Below are 23,795 nucleotides of genomic sequence, written 5' to 3' on the forward strand. Positions count from 1 at the left end.
CATCATGGACCGCCGGCGGGGCGGCCGCCCGGACCCCGCCCGCGCGGCTGGGGCCGGGCCCTAGGCTCTGCCCCGTGGATGCGCAACGGCGGCCGGACCGGCCCGGGGTCAGGCTGCACGTGGTGACCGGCAAGGGCGGCACCGGCAAGTCGACCGTGGCCGCGGCCCTGGCCCTGGCCCTGGCCTCCCACGGCAGGAACGTGCTGCTCTGCGAGGTGGAGGGCCGCCAGGGCATCGCCCGCATGTTCGACGTCGACCCGCTGCCCTACGAGGAGACGCCGATCGCCACCGGCCTGAGCGGCGACGACGGCGCCGGCACCGTGCACGCGCTCCACATCGACCCCGAGTCGGCGCTGCTGGAGTACCTGGCGATGTACTACAAGCTGGGTCGGGCCGGGCGCGCGCTCGACCGGTTCGGCGTGGTCGAGTTCGCCACCACGATCGCCCCGGGCGTGCGCGACGTGCTGCTCACCGGCAAGGTCTACGAGGCGGTCGACCGCAACGCGCGCAACCGCGGCGCCACGACGTACGACGCGGTCGTGCTCGACGCGCCGCCCACGGGGCGCATCTCGCAGTTCCTCAACGTCAGCGACGAGCTGGCCGGCCTGGCCAAGGTGGGTCCGATCAAGACCCAGTCCGACACGATGATGACGCTGTTCCGCTCCCCGCGCACCGCGGTGCACCTGGTGACGGTGCTCGAGGAGATGCCGGTGCAGGAGACCGCCGACGGCATCGCCGAGCTGCGCGGCGACGGGCTGCCCGTGGGTGGTGTCGTGGTCAACCGGGTGCGCCCCGACGACCTGGACGCCGACGACCTCGCCGCGGCCCACGCCGGGACCCTCGACCGCACCGCCCTGGGTGCCGACCTCGCCGCCGCCGGGCTGCCCGCGAGCGAGGAGCTGCTCGACGGGCTCACCGGCGTCGCCCGCGACCACGCCGAACGGCGTGCGCTGGAGGACAGCCAGCGCGCGGTGGTCGCCGGCCTCGGCGTGCCGTCGTACGAGCTGCCGCGCCTGCCGGGCGGCGTCGACCTCGGCGGGCTCTACGAGCTGGCCGCCGCACTGAAGGAACAGGGCCTCGCATGAGCCGCCACCCGCTGCACCCGCTGCCCCACCCGCTGCTGGAGCGCCACCGGTGACCCGCTCCCGCCCCCGCGTGGGCCCGCTGGCCGGACGCGCCGGCGCCGCACCCCACCTCGACGTCGACGCGCTGCTCGACGACCGCGCCACCGGCATCATCGTGTGCTGCGGCTCCGGCGGCGTTGGCAAGACCACGACGTCGGCCGCGCTGGCGCTGCGCGCCGCCGAGCGCGGGCGCAAGGTCGTCGTGCTGACCATCGACCCCGCCCGACGGCTGGCGCAGTCGATGGGCATCGAGGAGCTCGACAACACCCCGCGCCCGGTCACCGGCGTCGGCGGGGAGGCCGGCGGCCACCTCGACGCGATGATGCTGGACATGAAGCGCACCTTCGACGAGGTGGTGGAGAGCCAGGCCACGCCGGAGAAGGCACGCCAGATCCTGGAGAACCCCTTCTACATCGCCCTGTCCAGCTCCTTCGCCGGCACGCAGGAGTACATGGCGATGGAGAAGCTGGGCCAGATCCACGCCGACGCCCAGGCCAGGGGCACCTACGACCTGATCGTGGTCGACACCCCGCCGTCCCGCTCGGCGCTGGACTTCCTCGACGCCCCCGAGCGGCTCTCGAGCTTCCTCGACGGCCGGTTCATCCGGCTCATGCTCGCCCCCGCCCGCGGCCCGGCGCGGCTGATGACGGCCGGCGTCGGCCTGATCACCAACGCCCTCACCCGCATCCTCGGTGCACAGGTGTTGCGCGACCTGCAGACGTTCGTGGCCGCCCTCGACACCGTCTTCGGCGGGTTCCGCCAGCGCGCGCAGCGGACCTACGCCCTGCTGCAGGCCGAGGGCACGGCGTTCCTGGTGGTGGCCGCACCCGAGCCCGACGCCCTGCGGGAGGCCGCCTACTTCGTGGAGCGCCTCAGCGGCGACCGGATGCCGCTGGCGGGGCTCGTGGTCAACCGCGCCAGCCCGCCGCCCGCCGGCACCCTGTCGGCCGAGGAGGCGCTGGCCGGCGCCGCCCGGCTGCGCGCGGACGACGACGGCACGGGCACCGGCGGGCTCACCGCGGGCCTGCTGCGGCTGCACGCCGACCAGGCACGGCTCGTGGAGCGGGAGGCCGGGCTGCGCGCGCGCTTCGCCGCGGCCCACCCGGGGGTGGCCACCGCGGTCATCCCGGCCCTGGCCGGCGACGTGCACGACCTCACCGGTCTGCGCCGGGTCGGCGACCTGCTGGCAGAGGGCTGACGCAGCGCACCGTCCGCGCGCCCGTCAGGCGCGGGGCCGGCTCAGACGGTGACGTCGGCGCGCACGGCGGGAGCCGCCGGCGTGTGCTGCGTGCGGGCCGCCTCGAGCACGGCGCGCCACGAGGCGTCGGGACGCCGGCGCAGCAGCGCCCGGCGCTCGCGCTCGGTCATGCCGCCCCACACGCCCCACTCGATCTGGTTGTCCAACGCCTCGGCCAGGCACTCGGTGCGCACGGGGCACCCGGCGCACAGCTGCTTGGCCTTGTTCTGCTCGGCCCCACGGACGAACAGCTGGTCCGGTTGCGCAGCGCGGCACGCGGCCCGCGGCGTCCAGTCTTCAACCCACATTGTGATGTCCCCACATCGGCGAGAGGAGGTGCGAGTCCCCATGACGTCGCGATCCTGTGCTCTCTGTAGGACCAAGTTAAAGAACACGTGTACTGCGACGACAGGCTCGATCAGCCCCAACCACATAGCCCGAAATGACTATGGCGCCGTAGCCAGGTTTCGCTGGGGGCTGGTCCGCTCCCGTACTCTCCCACCATGGCTGAAGTGCGTAACGACCGTCTGTCCAGCGGACGGGTGCTCACCCACCTCGGGGTGATGGTGGCGGTCGCGGCCGTCCTGGGCGTGGTGGTCGCCGGCCTGGCCATCCCCTTCGCCGGGGTCCTCGGCGTCGGCGCGCGCAACGTCGCCGACACCATGGACAGCCTGCCCGCCGAGCTCGAGACCGAGCAGCTGGCGCAGAAGACCGAGATCATGGACTCCGACGGCAAGCTGATCGCCACCCTCTACGACCAGAACCGCGTCGAGGTGCCGCTGAGCCAGATCTCGCGGCGGATGATCACCTCGATCGTGGCGATCGAGGACTCCCGCTTCTACGAGCACGGCGCCCTCGACGTGCGCGGCACCGTCCGCGCGTTCGTGACCAACCAGGCCAACAGCGGCACGGTGCAGGGCGGCTCGTCGATCACCCAGCAGCTGGTCAAGCAGACCCTGCTGGCCCAGGCGAAGACCGCGAAGCAGCGGGCCGCGGCCACCGACGACAGCTACGCGCGCAAGATCCGCGAGCTGCGCTACGCCATCGCCCTGGAGCAGCGCCACAGCAAGGACTGGATCCTCGAGCGCTACCTCAACATCGCCTACTTCGGTGACGGCGCCTACGGCATCCAGGCCGCGGCCCGGCACTACTTCGACGTCGACGCCAAGGACCTGGACTACCTGCAGTCGTCGATGCTCGCCGGCATGGTGAAGAGCCCCGACGGCTACGACCCCACCAACTCCCCCGACCGCGCGCTCGAGCGGCGCAACGTCGTCCTCGACCGGATGGCCGAGCTCGACGTCATCGGCGGCAAGAAGGCCCGGTCGCTGAAGAAGCAGCCGCTGCGCCTCGACGTGCAGCCCGCACCCAACGGCTGCGTGTCGACCGTCGCGCCGTTCTTCTGCGACTACGTCATCGCCTACCTGCTCGAGGACCCCGCGCTCGGCGACACCCGCCGCGAGCGCCGCGACATGCTCTACTCCGGCGGCCTGCGCATCCGCACGACGCTCGACCAGGGCTACCAGCGCGCGGCCGACGCCTCCGTCGCCAGCCACGTCTACCCCCGTGACAACGCCATCGGCGGGCTCGCCACCGTCGAGCCCCGCACCGGTGCGGTGAAGTCGCTGGCCCAGTCGCGCCCCATGGGTGACGACATGGCCGCCGGCGAGACCTACCTGAACTACACCGTCAACCAGCGACTCGGCGACTCCGCCGGGTTCCAGGGCGGCTCGACGTTCAAGGCGTTCGTGCTGGCGACCGCCGTCGAGCAGGGCACCCCGCTCACCGAGACGATCTACTCCCCGCCGACGATCGACATCAGCGAGTCGCAGTTCGAGGACTGCGACGGCGAGCCCTACGGCTACGGCACGTGGTCGCCGAGCAACTCCACCGACTCCGGCACGATGAACCTGATCACCGGCACCCAGCTGTCGGTCAACACCTTCTACGCCCAGCTCGAGGCCCGTACCGGCATCTGCGAGCCGTTCGAGCTGGCCCGCTCGATGGGCCTGGACCTGGACAACCCCACCGGTGACGAGTACGGCAACGGCGCCGAGCGGGTGCCGTCGTTCACCCTGGGCAGCCCCAACGTGAGCCCGCTCGAGATGGCCGAGGCGTACGCCACCTTCGCCGGCCGCGGCCTGCACTGCGACGCCCGCCCGGTCACCGCCATCGAGGACCTGCGCGGCAACCTGCTCAAGGAGTACCCCCCGACCTGCAGCCAGGTCATGGAGGCCGCCACCGCTGACGCCGTGAACTCGGTGCTGCGCGGGGTGATCGAGGGCGGGTTCGCCTCGGCCGAGGCGCTCGACTCCCCCGCCGCGGGCAAGACCGGCACCACCCAGGACGGCAAGTCGGTGTGGTTCGTCGGCTACACGCCGAAGCTCGCCACCGCCGCGATGATCGCCGGCGCCAACGCCGTCGGCACGCCGATCAGCCTGACCGCCCAGACCGTGGGCGGTGGCTACATCAGCTCAGCCTCCGGCTCGGGCGTCGCGGGCCCGATGTGGGGCGACGCGATGAAGGTCATGGACGACCGCCTCGACGACGTCGACTTCGTCGCCCCGTCGGCCACCGACGTGGTGGGCGTGCCGGCCACCATCCCCGACCTCGGCGGCCTCAGCCTCCCCGAGGCCCAGGCGCAGCTCGCCTCGGCAGGCTTCAGCTACACCCTCGGTGGCTACCGCGACACCGGGTACGCCGCCGACACGGTCGCCTACACCTACCCCAGCGGCGGCGAGTCGGCCCCGTCGGGCACCGCGGTGACCATCTACCAGTCCACCGGCGTCGAGGACGTTCCCGCCCCCGTCACCACCGACGACGGGGACGACGCCACCGCAGGCGGTCCGGCGGGCAACGGCCGCGGCCGCGGTCGCGGCTGACGCACCCCTCGCCGGTCGAGACACCACCGCCTCGTTGGTCAAGTGCCGAGGAGCGCCAGCGTCGAGGTGTATCGAGACCTCGCAACCACTCGCAGGCCCCTCGCCAGTGAACAAGGGGTGAGGAGACCCGAGCGGGTCAGGCGCCGAGCTGGCGGCGTACCTCCGCCGCGACCGCGCCGCCGTCGGCGCGGCCCTTCACCTGCGGCTGCACGACGCCCATGACCTTGCCCATCGCACGCATGCCCTCACCGGCCGCGCCGGTCTGGGCTACCGCGGCGGTGACGATGGCGGCGACGTCCTCGGCCGACAGCTGCTCAGGCAGGTAGTCGGCCAGCACGGCGGCCTCGGCCCGCTCCTTGGCGGCCATCTCGGCACGCCCGCCGTCCTCGAAGGCGGTGGCGGCCTCACGGCGCTTCTTGGCCTCGCTGGTCAGCACGCCCACGACGTCGTCGTCGGTGAGCTCACGGGCCTGCTTGCCGGCCACCTCGGCGGTGGTGACGGCGCTCAGCACCATGCGCAGCGTCGACGAGCGCACCTCGTCGCGCGCCTTGATGGCGGTGGTGAGGTCGGCACGGAGACGGTCCTTGAGGGCGGGCATGGCGCCCATTGTGGCAGCCTGTCCCGGTGCTCCTCACCTCAGTTGCGACCCGCCTGGTCGGCGGGTCGGCGCTGGCCGCCGCCGGCGCGACCGCCTGGGCGGCGGCGGAGGCCCGCGCCTACACGCTGCGCCGGGTGCAGGTGCCGCTGCTGCCGCCGGGCGCCGACCCGGTGCGCGTCCTGCACCTCTCCGACCTGCACATGACCCCCGGGCAGCGCCGCAAGCAGGAGTGGCTGGCGGGCCTGGCGGCCCTGCGGCCCGACCTCGTCGTCGACACCGGCGACAACCTGTCGCACCGCGACGCCGTGCCGGTGGTGCGCGACGCGCTCGGCCCCCTGCTCGACGTGCCGGGGGTGTTCGTGCACGGCTCCAACGACTACTTCGAGCCCAGCATGCGCAACCCCGTGCGCTACCTGCTGCCCGACGACGGCCGCCGCGCCACCCACACCCCCGAGCTGCCCTGGCGCGAGCTGTCGGCCACCTTCACCGACCGCGGCTGGCTCGACCTCACCAACACCCACGGCCGGCTCACGGTGCGCGGCACCACCTTCGCCCTCGCCGGGGTGGACGACCCCCACCTCGGCTACGACCGGCTCGACGTCGTGGACGCCCCCGCCGACCCGAGCGCCGGCGTGCGCCTCGGGGTCATGCACGCGCCCTACCTGCGGGTGCTCGACCACTTCGCGGCCCGTGGGTACGACGGGCTGCTGGCCGGGCACACCCACGGCGGCCAGGTGTGCCTGCCCGGGGGGCGGGCCCTGGCCACCAACTGCGACCTCGAGCCGGCCCGCGCCCGGGGCCTGCACCGCCACCCGGCGGGCTCCCGCGACGGCGACCCCGGCTCGTCGTGGCTGCACGTCAGCGCTGGCCTCGGCACCAGCCCGTACGTGCGCCTGCGGGTGGCCTGCCGCCCGGAGGCGACGCTGCTGACCCTGGTGGCCCGCCCGCACGAGCCCGCCGCGGCCTGAGCGCCGGTCAGGCGGTGGGTCCGCACCCCGGGTCGATTGGGGAGGGCCCGCGCTGCTCGGGTATGCTCCCGTGCTTGTGAGCCCGGCGATGCCGGTGGTCACGATCGGGCTGTGGCGCAGCTTGGTAGCGCGCCTCGTTCGGGACGAGGAGGCCGCAGGTTCAAATCCTGTCAGCCCGACCAGCAGGGCCCGGATCCGCGAGGATCCGGGCCCTTCGTGGTCTCCGACTCTCCGTCCCGGCCGTGGTCGCTGGGTCGTCCCTGATCACACCGCCACGTCCCGGAGCGACGAAGCGGCCGGCGACCGGGTGTGCGTCGACCACCGGCACGCGGCGCCTCAGGCGACGGCGGTTCCCTCGAGCTCGACCATCTGCCCGGGAACCGCGAGCCGCGCCACGCCCAGCATGGTGGTCGTCGGAGCGACCTGAGCCGTCCCGAGGCGCGACGCCAGGACTCCGTAGTGCGTGAACAGCAGGTCCACGTCGGTGGTGTAGACGTTGAGCCGGACGAGGTTGTCGAGCGACATCCCGGCTGCGCTCAACACGGCCTCCAGGTTGTCCAGGCTCAGGGCGACCTGCGCCGCCATGTCGCCCGCATGCTGTGGCGTGCCGTCCGCGTCCATCGCGGTCTGCCCCGAGCAGTACAGGGTTCGCGCGGGCCCGGTGACCAGCTCACCCTGGTTGAACCCCATCCCGACTGACCACATCACCGGGTTCACAGCCGATCTCTCGATTGCCACAGCATCTCCGTTCATCCTCGCGGGGCACCCCCGCATCGCACGATGGCCGTCCGGCCACGCACGGTGGAGTCTGTCGAGGAATCACGTCACCTCGTGTCAGGTATCCGGCTAGGGTCGGCACCGTGCGCGCCGACCGACTGGTCTCCTTGGTGCTGCTCCTGCGTCAGCACGACCGGCTCACCGCAGACACGCTGGCCAGCGAGCTCGAGGTCTCGACCCGCACGATCCTGCGCGACATCGAGGCGCTCTCGACAGCCGGTGTCCCGGTCTACGCAGAACGCGGGCGCCACGGCGGGTTCTCCCTGCTGCCCGGGTTCCGGACCGAGCTCACCGGGCTCACCCACGACGAAGCCCTCGCCGTGCTCACCGCCGGTCCGGGTCGCGGCGAGCAGGTCTTCGGGCTCGCCTCCGCTCTCGCCTCAGCCGTGCGGAAGGTCGTCGACGCGCTGCCTCGGAGTCACCAAGTCGCTGCGAACGACGCGGCCCAGCGGATCCTGGTCGACCCCGAGACCGACCTGCTCTCACGCCGACTCGTCGCCGACGCGGTCCCCGAGACCACGCTGGTCCAGGTCCGCCGCGCGGTCCTCAGCGGACACAAGCTGAGCATCGAGTACGCCTCCAGAGGCGGGGAACCGCAGTGGCAGACAGTCGACCCGATCGGCCTCGTCAACGTGCGCGACAGGGGCTACCTGCTGGCGACCCAGGCCGGCACGGACCGCACCTACCGGATGTCGCGGATCCTCGCCGCGGACGAGCTCGAGGTCCCTGCGGAGCGTCCCGCGCAGGTCGACCTCAGACGCGTGTGGGCGCAGCGGTGTGCACAGTTCCTCTCCGAGGGCCACCTCCCCGTCCAGGTACGGGTGAGCGCCGCCCGACGAGACCAGCTGCTCGACATGGCGGAAGCCGTGCGCGCCGAACAGCCCGAACCGAACGGGTGGCTCGAGCTGGACGTCACCTTCCAGGACCTGTGGCACGCCGAGTGGGCACTGTGGCAGCTGGGCAACGACGCCGAAGCCCTCGCCCCGCCGGAGCTGCGCACGTCGCTCCACCACCGAGCCCAGACCATGGCCGACCGCCACCGCGACCCTTCCTGAGGCGGCAGCCGCGGAGCGGCCGGCCCGGGGTCCGTCGCTGCGCCGCGAACACACCCGGACACGCCTGGATCCGGGACCTTCACGGTTGCCGCTCCCCGCGTCCGCCCCCGGGGCGGGGTGGCGCGTGACACACTGCCCCCATGCCAGACGAGGAGCCGCGCCAGGACGGCCCGTCGCTCGAGCTGCCCTCCTTCGGGCTCGGGCGCAAGCGCCGCCGGTCGACGACCCCGCCAGAGGCTCGGGCCGACGCCCCGCCCGTCGAGGTCCCGGCCGCCGAGGCTCCCCCGGCTCCCCCGGTCGCGCCGGCCCCCACTCAGCCCGTACAGCCCGTACAGCCCGTACAGCCCGTACAGCCCGTGCAGCGCGCACCCGAGACCCCGGTGTCGCCGGTGGCCGAGCCCGCCGAGCCGGTCACCCCGCCGGCCCCGGCGACGCGTCGTCCGCTGCTGCGCCGGCCGCGCTCCGTGCCCGCCGCGGGGGCCACACCGGTCGACGTCCGCCCCGGCACCGGAGCCGACCCAGGCACCCGGCCGCAGCCCGCGGTCGTCGACGAGCATCCGGCGCCGACCCGCGCCCTGCCCGCGGCCACCGCCGCGCCGGTGCGGGTCGAGCAGCCCGCCGCCCGTCCCGTCAGCCAGCCCGTCAGCGAGCCGGCACCGGCCCGTGCGCCCCGCCCGGGCCTGGCCACCGTGCTGTCGTCGGTCTCCGGGCCGGTGGCCGCAGCGATCACCGGTCTCGTCGTCGGCCTGGCCACCGTGGCCCTCACGAAGGTCGCCCTCGCGGGGTGCGAGGCCCTGCGCGGCACCTCCACCTGCGGTCGGCCCGGCTTCCTGGTGCTGATCGCGATCATGGTCGCGATGGTGCTGCTCGGCAGCGCGCTGCTGCGCGCCTTCCGTGTCGTCGAGGCCGGCAGCACCGCGTTCCTCGGCATCGGCCTGCTCTGCGTGGTGTGCCTGCTGTTCCTCGTCGACAGCCTGCTGGACCCGTGGATGGCGCTGGTGATCCCGCTGGTGTGCGTGGCGACGTTCTCGCTGGCGCACTGGGTGACGACCTCGCTGGTGGAGTCCGTCGACGCCTGAGCCATCCGCCTCCCCCAGGGAGGCGGGCGGGCGGAGCGTGGCTCAGCGGGCCGCGAGCAGCTCCGCGATCTGCACGGTGTTGAGCGCGGCGCCCTTGCGCAGGTTGTCGTTGCTGACGAACAGCGCCAGCCCGCGGTCGTCGTCGACGCCGGGGTCCTGGCGCAGGCGCCCGACGTACGACGGGTCCTGGCCGGCGGCCTGCAGGGGGGTCGGCACGTCGCTCAGCTCGACGCCGGGGGCGTCGCGCAGCAGCTCGGCGGCACGCTGCGGGGTCATCGCGGAGGCGAACTCGGCGTTGATCGCGAGGGAGTGGCCCGTGAAGACCGGCACCCGCACGCAGATGCCGGAGACCCGCAGGTCGGGGAGGTCGAGGATCTTGCGCGACTCGTTGCGCAGCTTCTTCTCCTCGTCGGTCTCGCCCAGGCCGTCGTCGACGATGGAGCCGGCCAGCGGCAGCACGTTGTAGGCGATGGTGCGGGCGTAGGTGACGGGGTCGGGGAAGCCGACCGCGGTGCCGTCGTAGGCCAGCTCGCGGGCCTTGTCACCGGCGCCGCTCACCTGGGTGGCCAGCTCCTCGACGCCGGCCACGCCGGAGCCGGAGACGGCCTGGTACGTCGAGACGACCAGGCGCAGCAGGCCGGCCTCGTCGTGCAGCGGCTTCAGCACGGGCATCGCAGCCATCGTGGTGCAGTTGGGGTTGGCGATGATGCCGCGGCGGGCGTGGGCGATCGCGCCGGGGTTGACCTCGGAGACCACCAGCGGGACGTCGGGGTCCATCCGGAAGGCCGAGGAGTTGTCGACCACGGTGGCCCCGGCCGCGGCGAACGCCGGCGCCAGCGCCCGCGACGTGGCGGCCCCGGCGGAGAACAGCGCGATGTCGAGCCCGCTGGGGTCGGCGGTGGCGGCGTCCTCGACGACCACCTCGCCGCCGGCGTACGGCAGCACCGTGCCGGCCGAGCGGGCCGAGGCGAAGAACCGCACCTCGGCGGCGTCGAAGCCGCGCTGCTCGAGGATCTGGCGCATCGCCACGCCCACCTGGCCGGTGGCACCGACGACGCCGAGGCGCACGCCGCTCATCGCCCGGTCCCGCCGTACACGACGGCCTCGACCTCGGTGGAGTCGAGGTCGAAGGCGGTGTGGGTGGCCTGCACGGCGGCGTCGATGCGTCCCTCGTCGACGATCACGGAGATGCGGATCTCGGAGGTGGAGATCATCGAGATGTTCACCCCGGCCGAGGCCAGCGCCGAGAAGAACCGCGCGGTGATGCCGGGGTGGGAGCGCATGCCGGCGCCGATCAGCGACACCTTGCCGATCTGGTCGTCGTAGAGCAGCTTGTCGTAGCCGACCTCGTCCTGGATGCGGGCCAGGGCACCCATGGCGCTCTGGCCGTCCTCGCGGGGCAGGGTGAACGAGATGTCGGTGAGCCCCGTGGAGGCCGCCGACACGTTCTGCACCACCATGTCGATGTTGACCTCGCTGGAGGCCAGGGTCTCGAAGATGCGCGCGGCCTCGCCCACCTTGTCGGGGACGCCGACGACGGTGATCTTGGCCTCGGACCGGTCGTGGGCGACGCCGGAGATGATCGCCTGCTCCATGGTGGGGTCTCCTGCTCGGGGGTCGGGGACGATCCAGGTGCCCTCGACGGTGTCGAAGGACGTGCGGACGTGGATCGGTACGTCGTGGCGGCGGGCGTACTCGACGCACCGCAGGTGGAGGATCTTCGCGCCGGACGCCGCCATCTCGAGCATCTCCTCGGTGGAGACCCGGTCGAGCTTGCGCGCCGCGGGCACGATGCGGGGGTCGGCGGTGAAGACGCCGGCGACATCGGTGTAGATCTCGCAGACCTCGGCGCCCAGCGCGGCGGCCAGGGCCACCGCGGTGGTGTCGGAGGCGCCCCGCCCCAGGGTCGTCACGTCCTTGGTGTCCTGCGAGACGCCCTGGAAGCCGGCGACGATGGCGATCGCGCCCTCGGCGATGGCGGCCTCGATGCGCCCGGGGCTGATGTCGATGATCTTGGCCCGCCCATGGGCGGAGTCGGTGATCACGCCGGCCTGCGAGCCGGTGAACGACTGGGCCTTGTGGCCGAGCTGGGCGATGGCCATCGCGACGAGCGCCATCGAGATGCGCTCGCCGGCGGTGAGCAGCATGTCGAGCTCGCGCGGCGGCGGCAGCGGCGTCACCTTCTCGGCGAGGTCGCGCAGCTCGTCGGTGGTGTCGCCCATGGCGGAGACCACCACGACCACGTCGTGGCCCTGCTTGCGCGTGTTGACGATGCGCTGGGCGACCCGCTTGATCCCGGTCGCGTCGGCGACCGACGAACCGCCGTACTTCTGCACGACAATGCCCACGGTTGGTGTCCTCGAGGTCCCGGTTGTCTGCTACGACGCGGCAGGTGGCCCCGCGTCACGACCGGTGGACGAGTCTATCCGCGCGGGGTGCCCGCGCCGCCCAGCATCTCATCGGCCGCGGCGACCGCGTCGGCGTCGAGGTCGAGGTCGACGTCGAGGCGGTCGTGGGTGACCACGGAGAGCAGCGCGTTCAGCGCGGCGCCGCCGAGGTTGCCCCACGAGGAGACGTAGGAGAACTGCCACCACCACAGCGCCTCGGCGACGTCGCCCTTGCGGAAGTGGCGCAGGCCGTTCTCCAGGTCGCTGGCGATGCTGGTGAGGTCGTCGGAGAGCTGGCTCTCCACCACCTCGGGGACGTAGGGGTCGAAGACGAACGCGTAGGTGTCGAGCCCGCCGAGCAGGTCGGAGAGGCGCAGCCGCATCTCGTCGAGGTCGGCCTCGGGACCCACGTCGGGCTGGTACTCCGCGATCGGCGTGAAGTCCTGCTGGGCGCCGAGGCGGGCGCCGGCCAGCAGCACCTGGCTGATCTCCAGCAGCAGCAGCGAGATGGTGCGCCCGGCGTCCTGCTCCTGGGAGACCGCGCGCACGGCGAGCAGGAAGCTGGCCACCTGGTCGGCGATCTGCTGGGCGAACTCCTCGGTCTCGGCGTCGAGCGGTACCCGTGCGGGCGCCACGCCCGCGGTGCCGGCCACGGCTCCGGTCGTGTCGTCGGTGTCCTGCGTCGTCTGCGTCATTCCGCTGCTCGCCTTCCTGCGAATGCCCGGCCCAGGGTGACCTCGTCGGCGTACTCCAGGTCGCCGCCCACCGGCAGTCCACTCGCCAAACGCGTGACGCGCAACCCGATGGGTCGCAGCATCCGGGTGAGATAGGTCGCGGTGGCCTCGCCCTCGAGGTTGGGGTCGGTGGCCAGGATCGTCTCGGTGACCGCACCGTCGGCCAGGCGCACCATCAGCTCACGGATGCGCAGCTGGTCGGGCCCGATGCCGTCGATGGGGCTGATCGCGCCGCCCAGCACGTGGTAGCGACCGCGGAACTCGCGGGTGCGCTCGATGGCCACCACGTCCTTGTACTCCTCCACCACGCACAGCACCGAGGGGTCGCGGCGCGGGTCGCGGCAGATGCGGCACTGCTCGTCCTCGGAGACGTTGAAGCAGATCGAGCAGAACTTGACCTTGGCCTTGACCTCCACCAGCACGTCGGCGAGCCGTCGGACGTCGACGGGGTCGGCCTGCAGCAGGTGGAACGCGATGCGCTGCGCGCTCTTCGGGCCCACGCCGGGCAGCCGGCCGAGCTCGTCGATCAGGTCCTGGACGACACCTTCGTACACGTGGGGTTCCCGGCTGTCGGGCTAGAAGCCCAGCTGGCCGGGCAGCCCCGGGACGTCGCCGCCGCCGGCGAGCGGGCCGAGGGCCTCGCTGGCCATGGCGTCGGCCTGGCTCTTCGCGTCGCGGTAGGCCGCCACGACGAGGTCGCCGAGGTCGGACAGGTCGCCCGCGTCGTTGCCGTCGAAGGTGCCGGCCGCGACGGTCACGCCGACGAGCTCGCCGACGCCGTTGACGGTGACCTTGACGGCCCCGCCGCCGACGGTGCCCTCCACGGTCGCCTCGGCCAGACGCTCCTGGGCGGCCTGCAGCTGCTCCTGCATCTGCTGGGCCTGCTGCAGCAGGGCGTTCATGTCGAAGCCGCCACCGCCGCCACCGAGCGCGTCGAAGGGGTTCTGCGTCATGGGGTCACCTCGGGGTGGGTCGGTCGGGGTCTGGGGTGGAGCGGCCGGTCGTCGTGCCCGGCGTGGAGCCGGTCGCCGTGGTGCGGTGGGAGTGCCGTGGCGCGCCGCCGTGGCCAGCATGCCCGGTGGGCGGGCGGCCGTCCCCACCGGTGTGGGTGGGACCGAGCCCGCGGCCGCGAGCGACACGGGGGCACGGGCGCCTCACTGGTGGCGGATCTCCTCGATCATCCGCGCCCCGAGCTCGCGCTCGAGCAGCTCGGCACCGCCGACCTCGTGGGTGTCGGCGTCGAGGTCGTCGGGGTGGGCGTCGGCGTCGCGCTCGGCGCTGTCGTCGGAGCGGGGCCGGTCAGGTCCCCCGGCGCGGGTCTGCTGGATCGCGCCCCGCGCCGCCGCGATCGCCCCCGGGTCGGCCGTGCGGGCCTCGACCGGCGGTGCGGCGGGTGTGGCCGGCGCGGGCACGCCTGCGGCGGGCTCCTCGTCGTCGAGCCAGGCCGGCGGGCCGGCGGGCTCGTCGGGGCCGCCGGGGCCGGCGTCGGGCGGTGCAGGCGTCGTCGCCCCCGCCGCGGGCTCGGCCGCCGGCTGCTCCGTCCGGGGACGCGCCGGGGGGGCGCTCGTCGCGGATCGGGTGACGGTGGGGGTGCCCTCGGCCTGGGCACCCGGGTCGACGATGGTCTCGACCTTCCAGTCGGTGCCGACGACGTCGATGGCCGACTGGCGCACGATCTCCCGGCTGCCGCCGTTGTCGAACGACTCCCGCGCGCCGGCGTTGGAGAACCCCAGGGTCAGCGTGGTCGCATCGACCCCCACGACCTGGGCGTGCTGGGTCAGGTGGATCCAGGTGACGCGGCGGCGCAGCTTGGTGGCCTCGACGATGTCGGGCCACAGCCGGCGCACCTCCACCAGGCTGAGCCCTCCCCCCGCCGGGGGCCTCGGGGACGTCGGAGCCGGGGTCGTCGGCGCGGCGACGGGGGCGGCGACGGGGGCGGCGACGGGGGCGGGGGCGGGAGCGGCGACGGGCTCGGGCGTCGGTGCGGTGGGCGCTGCGGCCGCCGGCTCGGGCCGGGTCTGCTGGGTCGGCTCGTCGTCCGGGTCGGGTCGAGACGCCTCGTGGTCCGGCTCGTCGTCCGGCTCGGGCTCGGGCTGGCGCTCGGGCTGGCGCTCGGACTGGTGCTCGGACTGGGCGGGCCGGCCGCGCGGCTCGGGCGCGCGCACCGCGGTCTCCTCGACCGGCGGCACGTTGACCTCCGAGCTGATCCGCGGGACGACGGCGTCGGGCGAGGCCACCGGCTCCGGCTCCATCGGCGGCTCGACCATGGCCCCGGTCTCCGGTCGGGTGCGGTCCTGGGCGGGCGCGCCGGCGCGGACGACGGGCGCCGCGGCTCCGGACGGCGCTCCGGTGATCGTCATGCGCCGCTCGAGCCGGTCGAGACGGGCCATCAGGCCCTCGGTGGAGTGGTCGGCGGCGGGCAGCAGCACCCGCGCGCAGATCAGCTCGAGCAGCAGCCGCGGGGCGGTGGCGCCGCGCATCTCGGTGAGGCCGGCGGCGACGAGGTCGGCGGCGCGGGTGAGCTCGGCGTTGCCGAAGCGGGCGGCCTGGGCCACCAGCCGCTCCCCCTGGTCCTGCGAGACGTCGATCAGGCCGGTGGCCGGCGCGTCGGGCACGGCGGCGACGATGACCAGGTCGCGCAGCCGGCGCAGCAGGTCCTCGGTGAAGCGGCGCGGGTCCTGGCCGGTCTCGACCACCTTGTCGACGACGCCGAAGACCGCCGAGCCGTCGGCGGCGGAGAACGCGTCGACCACCTCGTCGAGCAGCGCGTCGGGGGTGTAGCCGAGCAGCGCCGTGGCGAGCTGGTGGGTGACGCCCGCCGGACCGGAGCCGCCGAGCAGCTGGTCGAGCACCGACAGGGTGTCGCGCGCCGAGCCCGCGCCGGCGCGCACCACGAGCGGCAGCGCAGCCGGCTCGATCGCGACGGCCTCCTGCTCGCACAGCTGCAGGAGGTAGGCCGAGAGCAGCCGCGGCGGGATCAGCCGGAAGGGGTAGTGGTGGGTGCGGGAGCGGATCGTCGGCAGCACCTTCTCGGGCTCGGTGGTGGCGAAGATGAACCGCAGGTGGGGCGGGGGCTCCTCGACGAGCTTGAGCAGGGCGTTGAAGCCCTGCGTGGTGACCATGTGGGCCTCGTCGATGATGTAGACCTTGTAGCGGCTGCGCACCGGCGCGAAGAACGCCTTCTCCCGCAGGTCGCGCGCGTCGTCGACGCCGCCGTGGGAGGCGGCGTCGATCTCGATGACGTCGATCGAGCCCGGGCCGCCGCGGGCCAGGTCACGGCAGCTGTCGCAGACCCCGCACGGGTCGGCCACCGGCGCCTGCTCGCAGTTCAGCGCGCGGGCGAGGATGCGCGCCGACGTGGTCTTGCCGCAGCCACGGGGCCCGGAGAAGAGGTAGGCGTGGTTCACCCGGTTGGCGGCCAGCGCCGCGCGCAGCGGCTCGGTCACGTGGTCCTGGCCGATGACCTCGGCGAAGGACTCCGGCCGGTAGCGGCGGTACAGGGCGAGGGGTGACTCCACGCGTCGACCCTAGACGCCACCCCCGACAACCACCACGGCCCGGCCGGTGCCGGTGGACCGGCGCCGCGCAGCACCCGCCCCGGCTCTGCGACCGGGGCCGGACCACCGCCCGGGACCGCGCCGTGCCCGACCGGCGAAGGCGCCACGTGACACCCAGCACCCCCGCTCGGGGCCCCGACCAGCGCGATCGCGCCACTTGAGCACCCGGGCCACCGCCGGGGGCGGCTGAACCGGCGCGAGGCAGCCGTGGCCAGGCGGGGCCGGCCGGGCGACAGCGGCCGGGCGCGCCGATCGCCACCGCGATGCGACAGCCGCGCGTGGCCGGGCCGGCACGGCTCAGGGCAAGAAAAGGCCCCCCGCGCACCCGACAGAGCTCACTTACCCTTGCTGCCTTCCGGCCCTGGGGGAGTTGGGCGAGGTGCCGCCACACGGGGGGTTGGCCAGAAGTGTAGGTGAGCGCCCGGGGAGCGCCAACCCGGGCCGCGCCCGGCCCCCACGTCCGCTCCCCCACCGGCCGCACCGGGTCCACCGGCCGCGCGGCGGGTGCGATTTCACCCCCGCGCGAGGGCCCGGGTAGTCTCCGCCGCGGAGGATTCGCCTAGTGGCCTATGGCGCTCGCTTGGAAAGCGGGTTGGGTTAACGCCCTCAGGGGTTCGAATCCCCTATCCTCCGCCACCGAACGGCGCCGGCATCCCCGGCGCCGTTCGTCGTCCCGGGCCCAGCGCCCAACCCGGCGGGGATCAGCGACGCCGGGCCAGCACCGGCCGCAGCACCAGCGCGAGCAGCAGGACGCCGCCGCCGAGCAGGCCCCACCACAGCGCGTCGTCGCGCGCGGAGGCGAGCGGGTCGCCGACCGGCGGCGGCGCGGTGGCGCGGGTGTCGGGCACGACCACGCGGGTCTCCCCGAGCGTGTCACCGCGGGCGGGCAGCCGCGGCTGGGTGACGGCGTCGTCGGCCTGCACGACGCCGGCCCCGGTCAGCGGGGAGCGGACGTCGGGGCGCCCCGAGGCGGTGGCGACGAGCCGGTCGACGACCTGTGCCGGGGTCTCCTCGGGGTAGCGCGACAGCAGCAGGGCGAGCACCCCGGCGACCTCGGCGGTGGCGGTGGCGGTGGTGCCGGCCTCGTCGACGAGCAGGCACGGCGCCGCGTTGCCGCCCCACGACAGGATGCTCGCCGTCGGCACGGCCACGTCCACCTCGCTGCTGCGCAGGGGCTCGGCGGCGTCGGTCGAGGCCACGGCGACCACGTGCTTCGCGCCCGCCGGGCCGAGCACCGTCGAGGCGTCCTCGGTGGGCGAGGACGTCGCGAGCGGCACGTCGGCGGGGTCGACGGTCTCGTCCTCGACCTCCGGGCGGTCGCCGACGCCGGCGACCACGATCACACCGGCCTCCCACAGCTGCTCGACGAGCCGGGTGACCTCGGGGTCCTTCTCGACGGCCGTCGGCACGGCGACGACGTCGACGCCGGCCACCCCGCCGACCCGGTCGAGCGCCGCCTGCAGCCCGCGGGCGAGCGCCTCGGGGCTCGGGCCCAGGCCCTCGGAGTCGGGGTCGACGTCGTCGTGCACGCGGATCGGCACGACCTGCGCCGCCGGGGCGATGCCGATCGGGGTCGGCTCGTCCGACGACGCGGTCGCCGCCGCGTCGCCGGCGATGATGCCGGCGTACGCCGTGCCGCGGTGGTCGAGCACGGGGCCGGTGCCGGCGACGCTGACGCCCACCCCGGGGGCGACGGCGCCACCGGCGGGCAGCGAGCCGGAGTCGAGCAGCGCGACGGTGACCCCGGCGCCGGGCTCGGTGCCGGCGGCACGCACGGCCTCCTGCGCCGCCGGCACGCCGATGTCGGCCAGCGGCAGGCTGTCACCGCTGAGCGGGTCGTCGTTGACCACGTCGGGCTCCAGCACCTGGTCGCACGACGACGCCTCGGGGGTGTCGGCGCGCGCGGTGCCGGGCACGGCCACCACGACGCACGCCAGCGCGAGACCGGCCGCGAGCCCCCGGGCACGGACGCTCAGGCGCACGCCGTCGCCTCGTCCTCGCTCTGCGGCGGGCACAGCGCGAGGTCCTGCGAGAGGGCGACCCCGGCCTCGAACAGCTGCAGCCAGGCGTCGGGCACGACCGGGCGCTCGAAGCCGTCGTAGCCCAGCTGCACCGGGGTGTCGCCGCCCACCAGGTCGTAGGCCTTGCCGGTGGAGTCGACGACGAACACGCTGCCGCTGCGCGCGCCGTCCCAGCCGCCGACGTCGAAGAGCGCACCCGCGCCGGGCTCGACGCGGACGTCGCGCCGGGCCCGGCCGACCCCCTCGGCCGAGGCGTCCGCGCCGGGCTCGGCGTACACCTGGGCGCGCGGGGCACCTTCGGGATCGGTCTCGAGCAGGGCGCACTGGTCGGTGACCACGCGCTGCGGCAGCGCGAGGGGCCAGCGGGCCGCGTCGTAGACCCCGGAGGCCTGCGACCCGTCGGGCGGGCCGAGGGCCAGCAGCTCGCGCTCGGTACCGGCCGCGGCGTTGGCGTAGACGGTGTAGGCGAACGGCGTGAGGACCGCGGGACCGCGCTCGGTCAGCACGAAGCCGCCGTTGTCGGTCTGCAGGTAGTCGCCCACCTGTCCCTGGCTCACGCCGGGCGCGGGCTCGCCGAGGCGGCCGACGTCGAAGGAGTCGAGGCCGAGCGCCCCGCCCTCGGGGAAGAGCTGCAGCCACTCGGCGGCCACGGGCGTGGCCTCGCGCTCCGAGGCGACGCCGAGGTCGTTGAGGAACAGGTCGCGCCCCGACCCCATCGACAGCAGGTGCCGGTAGGCCTGGGCGGGCTCGGTCTCGGTGGCCGGCGCCTGGGCGATCACCCACACCTCGCGGCCGCGCCCACCCCGGCCGTCGGGGTCGGCCTCCACGACGAACGACTGCTCCGGCACGGCCCGGGCGTCGGGCTGCGCCGACAGGTCGAGCTTGATGGCCCGGCCCTTGCCGGTGCACGCCGTCCAGCCGCTCTGCACCATCTCCGAGGTGGTGGGCAGCGTCTCCGGCCCGCCCAGGATGCCGATCTCGGGCCCCAGCGGGAGGGTGTCGATGGTCTCCTGCGCGATGGTGGTCGGGGCGTCGGTGAGCCCGCCGAGCGCGAGCCGCGCCGAGGTGACGTTGTCGACCGGCCGGGCCACCGGCTCCCCCGTGGCGTCGTCGACCAGGACGACGAACGACGCGCCCTCCTCCTCGGAGATGAGCAGGCCGGGCTCGTCCCAGCCCTCGGGCGTGCGGTCGGTGAAGACGCCGGTGATCGCGGCGCCGGCCACCAGCAGCACGGCGAGCGCCGCCCCGCCGATGATGGTGCGCCCGGGCCGTGCCGGCTCCACCTCGCGTCCGCCCGGGGCGCCGGAGACGAACGCGGTGACCAGGCGGCGGCGGCTGAACGCGTGGGCCTCGACGAGGTCCTTCTTGGTGGCCACGCGCTCAGCCCGTGATCGCGGAGAACAGGCCGCTGGCCACGACCAGCAGCGGCAGCAGCGCGAGCAGCGCCACCGTCTCGACGACGTCGCCCAGGCGCCCGCCGCGCACCGACGGGGTGCGCGGCAGCAGCGTCACGGCGAGCAGCACCGCACCGGCGGCGGCCAGCACGACGGCGGTGGTGGGCCGCCAGTCGGGGTGCAGGTACATCAGGGAGAGCGCCACCGCGCCGAGCCCGGCGATGCCGCTGACCAGGCCGACGAGCACCTCCGACCCGGTGCGGTACTGCCGGGTGCGGAGCATCACCACGGGACAGGCCACGACCGCGAGGATGGTGCCGGCGAGCCCGAGACCCACCGCGAGCGGCACGATCAGCACCAGCAGCAGCCCGACGGTGGAGGAGATGGCCACCAGGATCTCGTGGGCCACCCGGGCGTCGGCGCCGACCCGGAGGGAGTCGATGTCGTCGGGGTCGTCGGTGATGTCGGCGACGGTGTAGATCTGCTCGACGGTGGTGCCGGTCATGCCCAGCGCCAGCCACGGGAAGACGCTGCCGGCCAGCACGACCACGGTCAGGGCGGTCGTGAGCACGACCGCGCCGTCGAGGTCGAGGGTGCGCAGCAGCAGGCCGGCGCCGGCGAAGACCGCGCCGACCACGACGGGCGGCAGCACCAGCGTGCGTCCCTCGCCGAGGCCGACCAGGCAGACCAGGCCCGCCCCGAGGGCAGCGGCGCCGGCGGCGGTCATCGCCGTGGCCCCGGCGTACGACGTCTCGGTCAGCACCAGGCCCGCCACCGCGGCGTACAGGCAGCCCATCCAGGCCACGGCCACCGCGGCCTCGGCCTCGCGCTGGGCGCGGGAGAGCACGATCGCGCCGGCCACCAGGCAGGTGGCGACGACGGCGGCGGCCACGCCGGCCAGACGGGCGTCGGTCTGCACCAGCAGCGCCACCGCACCCAGCGCCATCAGCAGGCCCGAGGCGCTCAGCGCGGTGCGCCGGCCCGAGGCGGGCGACCACGGCTTGAGGTCGCGCTCGACGACGTCGGTCATCGCCTCGACGACGTCGTCGTACACGCGGGGGGCGGGCTCGTCGATGCCGGCGCTGACGGTGAGCAGGCCGCCGTCCTCGACGCCCTGCATGATCAACCCGGAGTCGCCGGCGAGCTGACGGCCCTCGGCGGTGACCACGCGGTAGCCGCCGTGCACGGTGAGCGCGTCGAGCAGCCCGACGCTGCGGGCCAGCTCGGGCACCAGCTCGGCGACCGGCACCGACCCCGGCAGCACCAGGTCGACGCGTCGGGTGCCCGACGCGACGGTGACGCGCACCAGTCCGGTCGCGCTCAGTGCCGCCTGGCTCATCGGCGTCTCCTCGTCAGGCCGGACCGGTCCGGCGTCCGTTCGGGTGGGGCGGGTGGCGCGGCCGGACGTGGGACGCCCCGGGCCGGACCGGTGTGGATGCTACCCATCGGCGGGCCCCCAGGAGGGCGTACCCGAAGGCCGACGGGCGGGCGCGTGACGAGGGGGCCGGCACCTCGCGGTGCCGACCCCCTCGGGGCTCGCGTGGGTGGTGCTCAGCCGCCGAAGAGGCCGGCGCCGCGCTGGTCGGCGGCGGTGTACTCGGTGTTGGCGTTCTCGACGGCGGTGCTGGTCTTGGCCAGCAGCTGCTTCATCTCCTCGATGGCCTGGTCCCACTGGGCCTTGGCCTGGTCGTAGGCGAGGCGGGCGTTACCGACCCAGGCGCCCTTGAGCTCCTTGAGGTCGTCGTCGAGCTGCTGCATGCGGGTGTCGATCTTCTGGACCCCGGTGGCCAGGTTGCCGGCACCGCTGATCATCTCGCTGTGGTTGACGCGGATTCCGTCGAGGGACATGTCGCTTCTCCTGTGTCTGTGGGGTGGTGGTCAGACGCCGGGGGCGGCGTCGAGACCGGCCCGGATGCTGGTCATGGAGGCGGACTGGCTGTCGTCGGTCGACACGTTGTCCTTCTCGGTGGCGTTCAGGTTCTGCTCGAAGGTGTTGAGCGCGCTGACGATCTTCTGCTGCTTCTCGGCCCACTCGCGGCTGAGGTTGCCGAAGGAGCGCGCGCCCTCGCCGCCCCACTTCGCCAGGAGGGCCTCGACGTCGTTCATCAGCTGCTTCGAGATGTTGTCGAAGTCGCCCTTCGCCTCGAGGACCATGCCGCCTGCGCGGGAGAGGGCCTTTTCGCCTTGGCCGTACTCGTTGGACATGCCAACTCCTTTTCGGTGGTGCGGCCTTCGCGCCGCGGTGGTGGGGTGAGATCGGTGCTGCTGGAGGTCGGACGGGCCGGCGTCGTAGGGCTACCAGGACGGGCGTGTCGTCAAGGGATTTGACATCTCGCTCGCTGCCGTCGCCGGCCACGCATCGGTCTACCCGGGGCCTACACGACTAAACATGGACAGCTCGCGACCTGGGGACGACGTCCTAGGACGGCAGCTCGATGTTCTCCCAGAGGGTGCGGAAGACCCCGACGGCCACGACCACGCTGGCCAGCGCGCCGGCCCCCACCAGGCCCTCGGCGACCTCGGCGCGACGCGCCCACCACGCCGAGCGCCAGCCGCGGCCGGTGGCCACGGCGACCACGACCACGAGGGCGGCCACCACCACCGCGGCCCCCGCCAGCAGGGTGCCGGCGGTGTCGCGGATCAGGTCGGAGACCGCGACCAGCAGCGCCACCCAGCACACCAGCCCGGCGGTGCGCAGCAGGGCCCGCGCGGCGACGTGGCGGTAGCTGCGCGCGGCGAGCAGCAGGGCCGCGCCGCTCAGGCCGACCAGCACCCGGGCGCCCACCCGGTCGACGGGCAGCGTCGCCGAGGCGAGCAGCAGCGGGGCCGCGACCGCGACCACCACGAGCACCGCCGCCGACCACGCGGTGAGGGTGCGGGCGCCGCGCTCGGCCACGGCCGCGACGGCGGTGGGCCGCACGACGGTGCGCCCGCGCCGACCGCGGGGCCGCTCGCGCGCCGACCACGCCGTGACGGCGAGCCGCTCGAGGTCGATGAGCAGCTGGTCGGGCACGTCGACGGCGAAGCCCGGCACGAAGCGCGGCACCATCGTGGCCGCCACCACCAGCAGCGACCAGACCACCGGGGCGGGCAGGTCGAGCAGGGCGCAGCCGGTGGCGAGCAGGAACACCGCGGAGCCGACGACGATCCACACCCGCAGCGCCTCCTCCTGGCGCTCGTCGAGGGCCCGGCCGACCGCGGCCGTCAGCGCCGCGACCAGGGCGGCGAGCCCCACGACGGTCGGCAGCCGCTCGGGCGCGGGGTCCCAGGCCACCGCGAAGGCGGCCGCGCCGGCGAAGGCGGGAGCGGCCACGGCGCGGTGGCCGGCCAGGCCCCCGAGCGGGAGCACGCCCACCACCGCGGCGGCCACCAGCAGCCCCACGGTCACGTCGTACGTCGTGCCCTCGGCGCGGGTGGCGGTCCAGCCCGCCAGCGCCGCGACGCCCGCGGCGACGGTGAGCCAGAGCGTGGCGAGCGGGCCGGCGGTGTCGTCGGCGCCGCCGCCGGAGGACCGCAGCAGCCCGCGCTGGCGGGGCGCGTCGACCGGCGGGGTCGGGGTGAGGGTGACCAGGACGTCGCCGGGGCCCACCCCGGAGGCGGCCAGGGGCGCGTCGGGGCGCAGCGACGCCCCGCGGTGGGTGCCGAGCGGCGGCACCTCGGAGAGGCCGGCCTGGGCGGCGTACTCGCGGGCGACGTCGAGGACGGTGGCCGCGGAGGGCACCACCAGGTCGAGCGACCCGCGGGGTCCGTGCACGGTGAGGGCGAGGCTCTCGCCCACCTGCCTGGCTCCGGCCAAGGTGGTCTCCACGCGCCTGCGGCCCGGGCCCCCGGGCCGGCGCCGGACCCCGGGGCGTGCCGGGCGTTTGGCCCGGTCGGTCGCAGGGTAGTCGGTGCCGGCAGCGGCGCCTATCATCACCGGGCCGGCGCCCGCGGCCGTCCTCGGGTCCTGCCGCACCACCCCGCCCCAGCCCCCGCCCATCCC

At 74.6% G+C, this 23,795-nt stretch carries 21 protein-coding genes, 2 tRNA genes and 1 other RNA gene; 8 read left to right on the plus strand and 16 right to left on the minus strand.

The genetic code is table 11. From position 1 onward, the window contains the following. The first annotated feature begins 119 nt into the window (after nt 1-119). Together bagA and bagB are read left to right on the plus strand one after the other, a co-directional pair. Nucleotides 120-1,085, plus strand: a complete 966-nt coding sequence (gene bagA / locus AC4OR8_RS00840) for an ATPase BagA (RefSeq protein WP_492164455.1) — start codon at nt 120-122, stop codon at nt 1,083-1,085. Between the two features lie 49 nt (nt 1,086-1,134). Then, entirely contained in the window at nt 1,135-2,322 is a 1,188-nt protein-coding gene (bagB, locus tag AC4OR8_RS00845; RefSeq protein WP_492163676.1) for an ATPase BagB, read from the plus strand. A 41-nt stretch (nt 2,323-2,363) separates the two neighbouring features. Here bagB and AC4OR8_RS00850 read toward each other — a convergent pair whose 3' ends face one another. Next, nucleotides 2,364-2,669, minus strand: a complete 306-nt coding sequence (locus AC4OR8_RS00850) for a WhiB family transcriptional regulator (protein WP_492163677.1) — start codon at nt 2,667-2,669, stop codon at nt 2,364-2,366. Nucleotides 2,670-2,864: 195 nt separating this feature from the next. Here AC4OR8_RS00850 and AC4OR8_RS00855 point away from each other — a divergent pair, with 195 nt between their 5' ends. Further along, the gene (locus AC4OR8_RS00855; protein WP_492163678.1) at nt 2,865-5,243 is read left to right on the plus strand and encodes a transglycosylase domain-containing protein; all 2,379 of its coding nucleotides are present in this window, start codon (nt 2,865-2,867) and stop codon (nt 5,241-5,243) included. 136 nt (nt 5,244-5,379) lie between these two features. On the opposite strand, the gene AC4OR8_RS00860 is transcribed toward AC4OR8_RS00855, so the two are convergent. Beyond that, on the minus strand, nt 5,380-5,841 hold the full coding sequence (locus AC4OR8_RS00860; RefSeq protein WP_492163679.1) for a GatB/YqeY domain-containing protein: 462 nt from the start codon (nt 5,839-5,841) through the stop codon (nt 5,380-5,382). 26 nt (nt 5,842-5,867) lie between these two features. Here AC4OR8_RS00860 and AC4OR8_RS00865 point away from each other — a divergent pair, with 26 nt between their 5' ends. After that, entirely contained in the window at nt 5,868-6,809 is a 942-nt protein-coding gene (locus AC4OR8_RS00865; protein ID WP_492163680.1) for a metallophosphoesterase, read from the plus strand. Nucleotides 6,810-6,914: 105 nt separating this feature from the next. Beyond that, nucleotides 6,915-6,991 (plus strand) — tRNA-Pro (locus AC4OR8_RS00870). 154 nt (nt 6,992-7,145) lie between these two features. Here AC4OR8_RS00870 and AC4OR8_RS00875 read toward each other — a convergent pair. Further along, nucleotides 7,146-7,541, minus strand: a complete 396-nt coding sequence (locus AC4OR8_RS00875) for a RidA family protein (protein ID WP_492164456.1) — start codon at nt 7,539-7,541, stop codon at nt 7,146-7,148. Nucleotides 7,542-7,669: 128 nt separating this feature from the next. On the opposite strand from AC4OR8_RS00875, the gene AC4OR8_RS00880 reads away from it, so the two are divergent. Together AC4OR8_RS00880 and AC4OR8_RS00885 are read left to right on the plus strand one after the other, a co-directional pair. Further along, on the plus strand, nt 7,670-8,641 hold the full coding sequence (locus AC4OR8_RS00880; RefSeq protein ID WP_492163681.1) for a helix-turn-helix transcriptional regulator: 972 nt from the start codon (nt 7,670-7,672) through the stop codon (nt 8,639-8,641). Nucleotides 8,642-8,997: 356 nt separating this feature from the next. After that, on the plus strand, nt 8,998-9,720 hold the full coding sequence (locus AC4OR8_RS00885) for a hypothetical protein (RefSeq protein WP_492163682.1): 723 nt from the start codon (nt 8,998-9,000) through the stop codon (nt 9,718-9,720). 42 nt (nt 9,721-9,762) lie between these two features. On the opposite strand, the gene AC4OR8_RS00890 is transcribed toward AC4OR8_RS00885, so the two are convergent. From AC4OR8_RS00890 to ffs, 7 genes are all read right to left on the minus strand, one after another. After that, a complete protein-coding gene (locus AC4OR8_RS00890) occupies nt 9,763-10,797 on the minus strand; it encodes an aspartate-semialdehyde dehydrogenase (protein ID WP_492163683.1) in 1,035 nt (344 codons plus the stop codon). Then, nucleotides 10,794-12,068: an aspartate kinase gene (locus AC4OR8_RS00895; RefSeq protein ID WP_492163684.1), complete on the minus strand. Its 1,275-nt coding sequence runs from the start codon at nt 12,066-12,068 to the stop codon at nt 10,794-10,796. Before AC4OR8_RS00895 ends, AC4OR8_RS00890 begins: the two co-directional genes overlap by 4 nt. Nucleotides 12,069-12,142: 74 nt before the next feature. Next, nucleotides 12,143-12,802 carry a DUF5063 domain-containing protein gene (locus tag AC4OR8_RS00900; RefSeq protein ID WP_492163685.1) on the minus strand — a complete coding sequence of 220 codons (660 nt, stop codon included), beginning with the start codon at nt 12,800-12,802 and terminating at the stop codon, nt 12,143-12,145. Further along, the gene (recR, locus tag AC4OR8_RS00905; RefSeq protein WP_492163686.1) at nt 12,799-13,395 is read right to left on the minus strand and encodes a recombination mediator RecR; all 597 of its coding nucleotides are present in this window, start codon (nt 13,393-13,395) and stop codon (nt 12,799-12,801) included. Before recR ends, AC4OR8_RS00900 begins: the two co-directional genes overlap by 4 nt. 21 nt (nt 13,396-13,416) lie before the next feature. Next, complete coding sequence (locus AC4OR8_RS00910) at nt 13,417-13,794, minus strand: YbaB/EbfC family nucleoid-associated protein (protein WP_492163687.1); 378 nt, start codon at nt 13,792-13,794, stop codon at nt 13,417-13,419. A gap of 201 nt (nt 13,795-13,995) precedes the next feature. Further along, on the minus strand, nt 13,996-16,359 hold the full coding sequence (locus tag AC4OR8_RS00915; protein ID WP_492163688.1) for a DNA polymerase III subunit gamma and tau: 2,364 nt from the start codon (nt 16,357-16,359) through the stop codon (nt 13,996-13,998). 347 nt (nt 16,360-16,706) lie between these two features. Next, nucleotides 16,707-16,797, minus strand: an RNA gene (gene ffs, locus AC4OR8_RS00920) — signal recognition particle sRNA small type. A gap of 149 nt (nt 16,798-16,946) precedes the next feature. Between ffs and AC4OR8_RS00925 the strand changes: the two genes are divergently transcribed. Next, a tRNA-Ser gene (locus AC4OR8_RS00925) sits at nt 16,947-17,034 on the plus strand. Nucleotides 17,035-17,099: 65 nt separating this feature from the next. Here the strand turns inward: AC4OR8_RS00925 and AC4OR8_RS00930 are convergent. The 6 genes from AC4OR8_RS00930 to AC4OR8_RS00955 all read right to left on the minus strand — a co-directional run bounded on the left by AC4OR8_RS00930 (nt 17,100) and on the right by AC4OR8_RS00955 (nt 23,609). Then, a complete protein-coding gene (locus AC4OR8_RS00930) occupies nt 17,100-18,380 on the minus strand; it encodes a S8 family serine peptidase (protein ID WP_492163689.1) in 1,281 nt (426 codons plus the stop codon). After that, nucleotides 18,371-19,795, minus strand: a complete 1,425-nt coding sequence (locus AC4OR8_RS00935; protein WP_492163690.1) for a type VII secretion protein EccB — start codon at nt 19,793-19,795, stop codon at nt 18,371-18,373. The genes AC4OR8_RS00930 and AC4OR8_RS00935 overlap by 10 nt, the downstream gene beginning before the upstream one ends. Before the next feature lie 4 nt (nt 19,796-19,799). Continuing rightward, nucleotides 19,800-21,152 (minus strand): type VII secretion integral membrane protein EccD, encoded by a 1,353-nt coding sequence (eccD, locus tag AC4OR8_RS00940; RefSeq protein WP_492163691.1) that lies wholly within the window; start codon nt 21,150-21,152, stop codon nt 19,800-19,802. Between the two features lie 212 nt (nt 21,153-21,364). Beyond that, nucleotides 21,365-21,661, minus strand: a complete 297-nt coding sequence (locus AC4OR8_RS00945; RefSeq protein ID WP_492163692.1) for a WXG100 family type VII secretion target — start codon at nt 21,659-21,661, stop codon at nt 21,365-21,367. 30 nt (nt 21,662-21,691) lie between these two features. Next, on the minus strand, nt 21,692-22,018 hold the full coding sequence (locus tag AC4OR8_RS00950; RefSeq protein WP_492163693.1) for a WXG100 family type VII secretion target: 327 nt from the start codon (nt 22,016-22,018) through the stop codon (nt 21,692-21,694). A 214-nt stretch (nt 22,019-22,232) separates the two neighbouring features. Beyond that, nucleotides 22,233-23,609, minus strand: a complete 1,377-nt coding sequence (locus AC4OR8_RS00955) for a ubiquitin family protein (RefSeq protein ID WP_492163694.1) — start codon at nt 23,607-23,609, stop codon at nt 22,233-22,235. Nucleotides 23,610-23,795 lie beyond the last annotated feature (186 nt).

This window comes from Nocardioides sp. FY1077, from assembly GCF_058681775.1.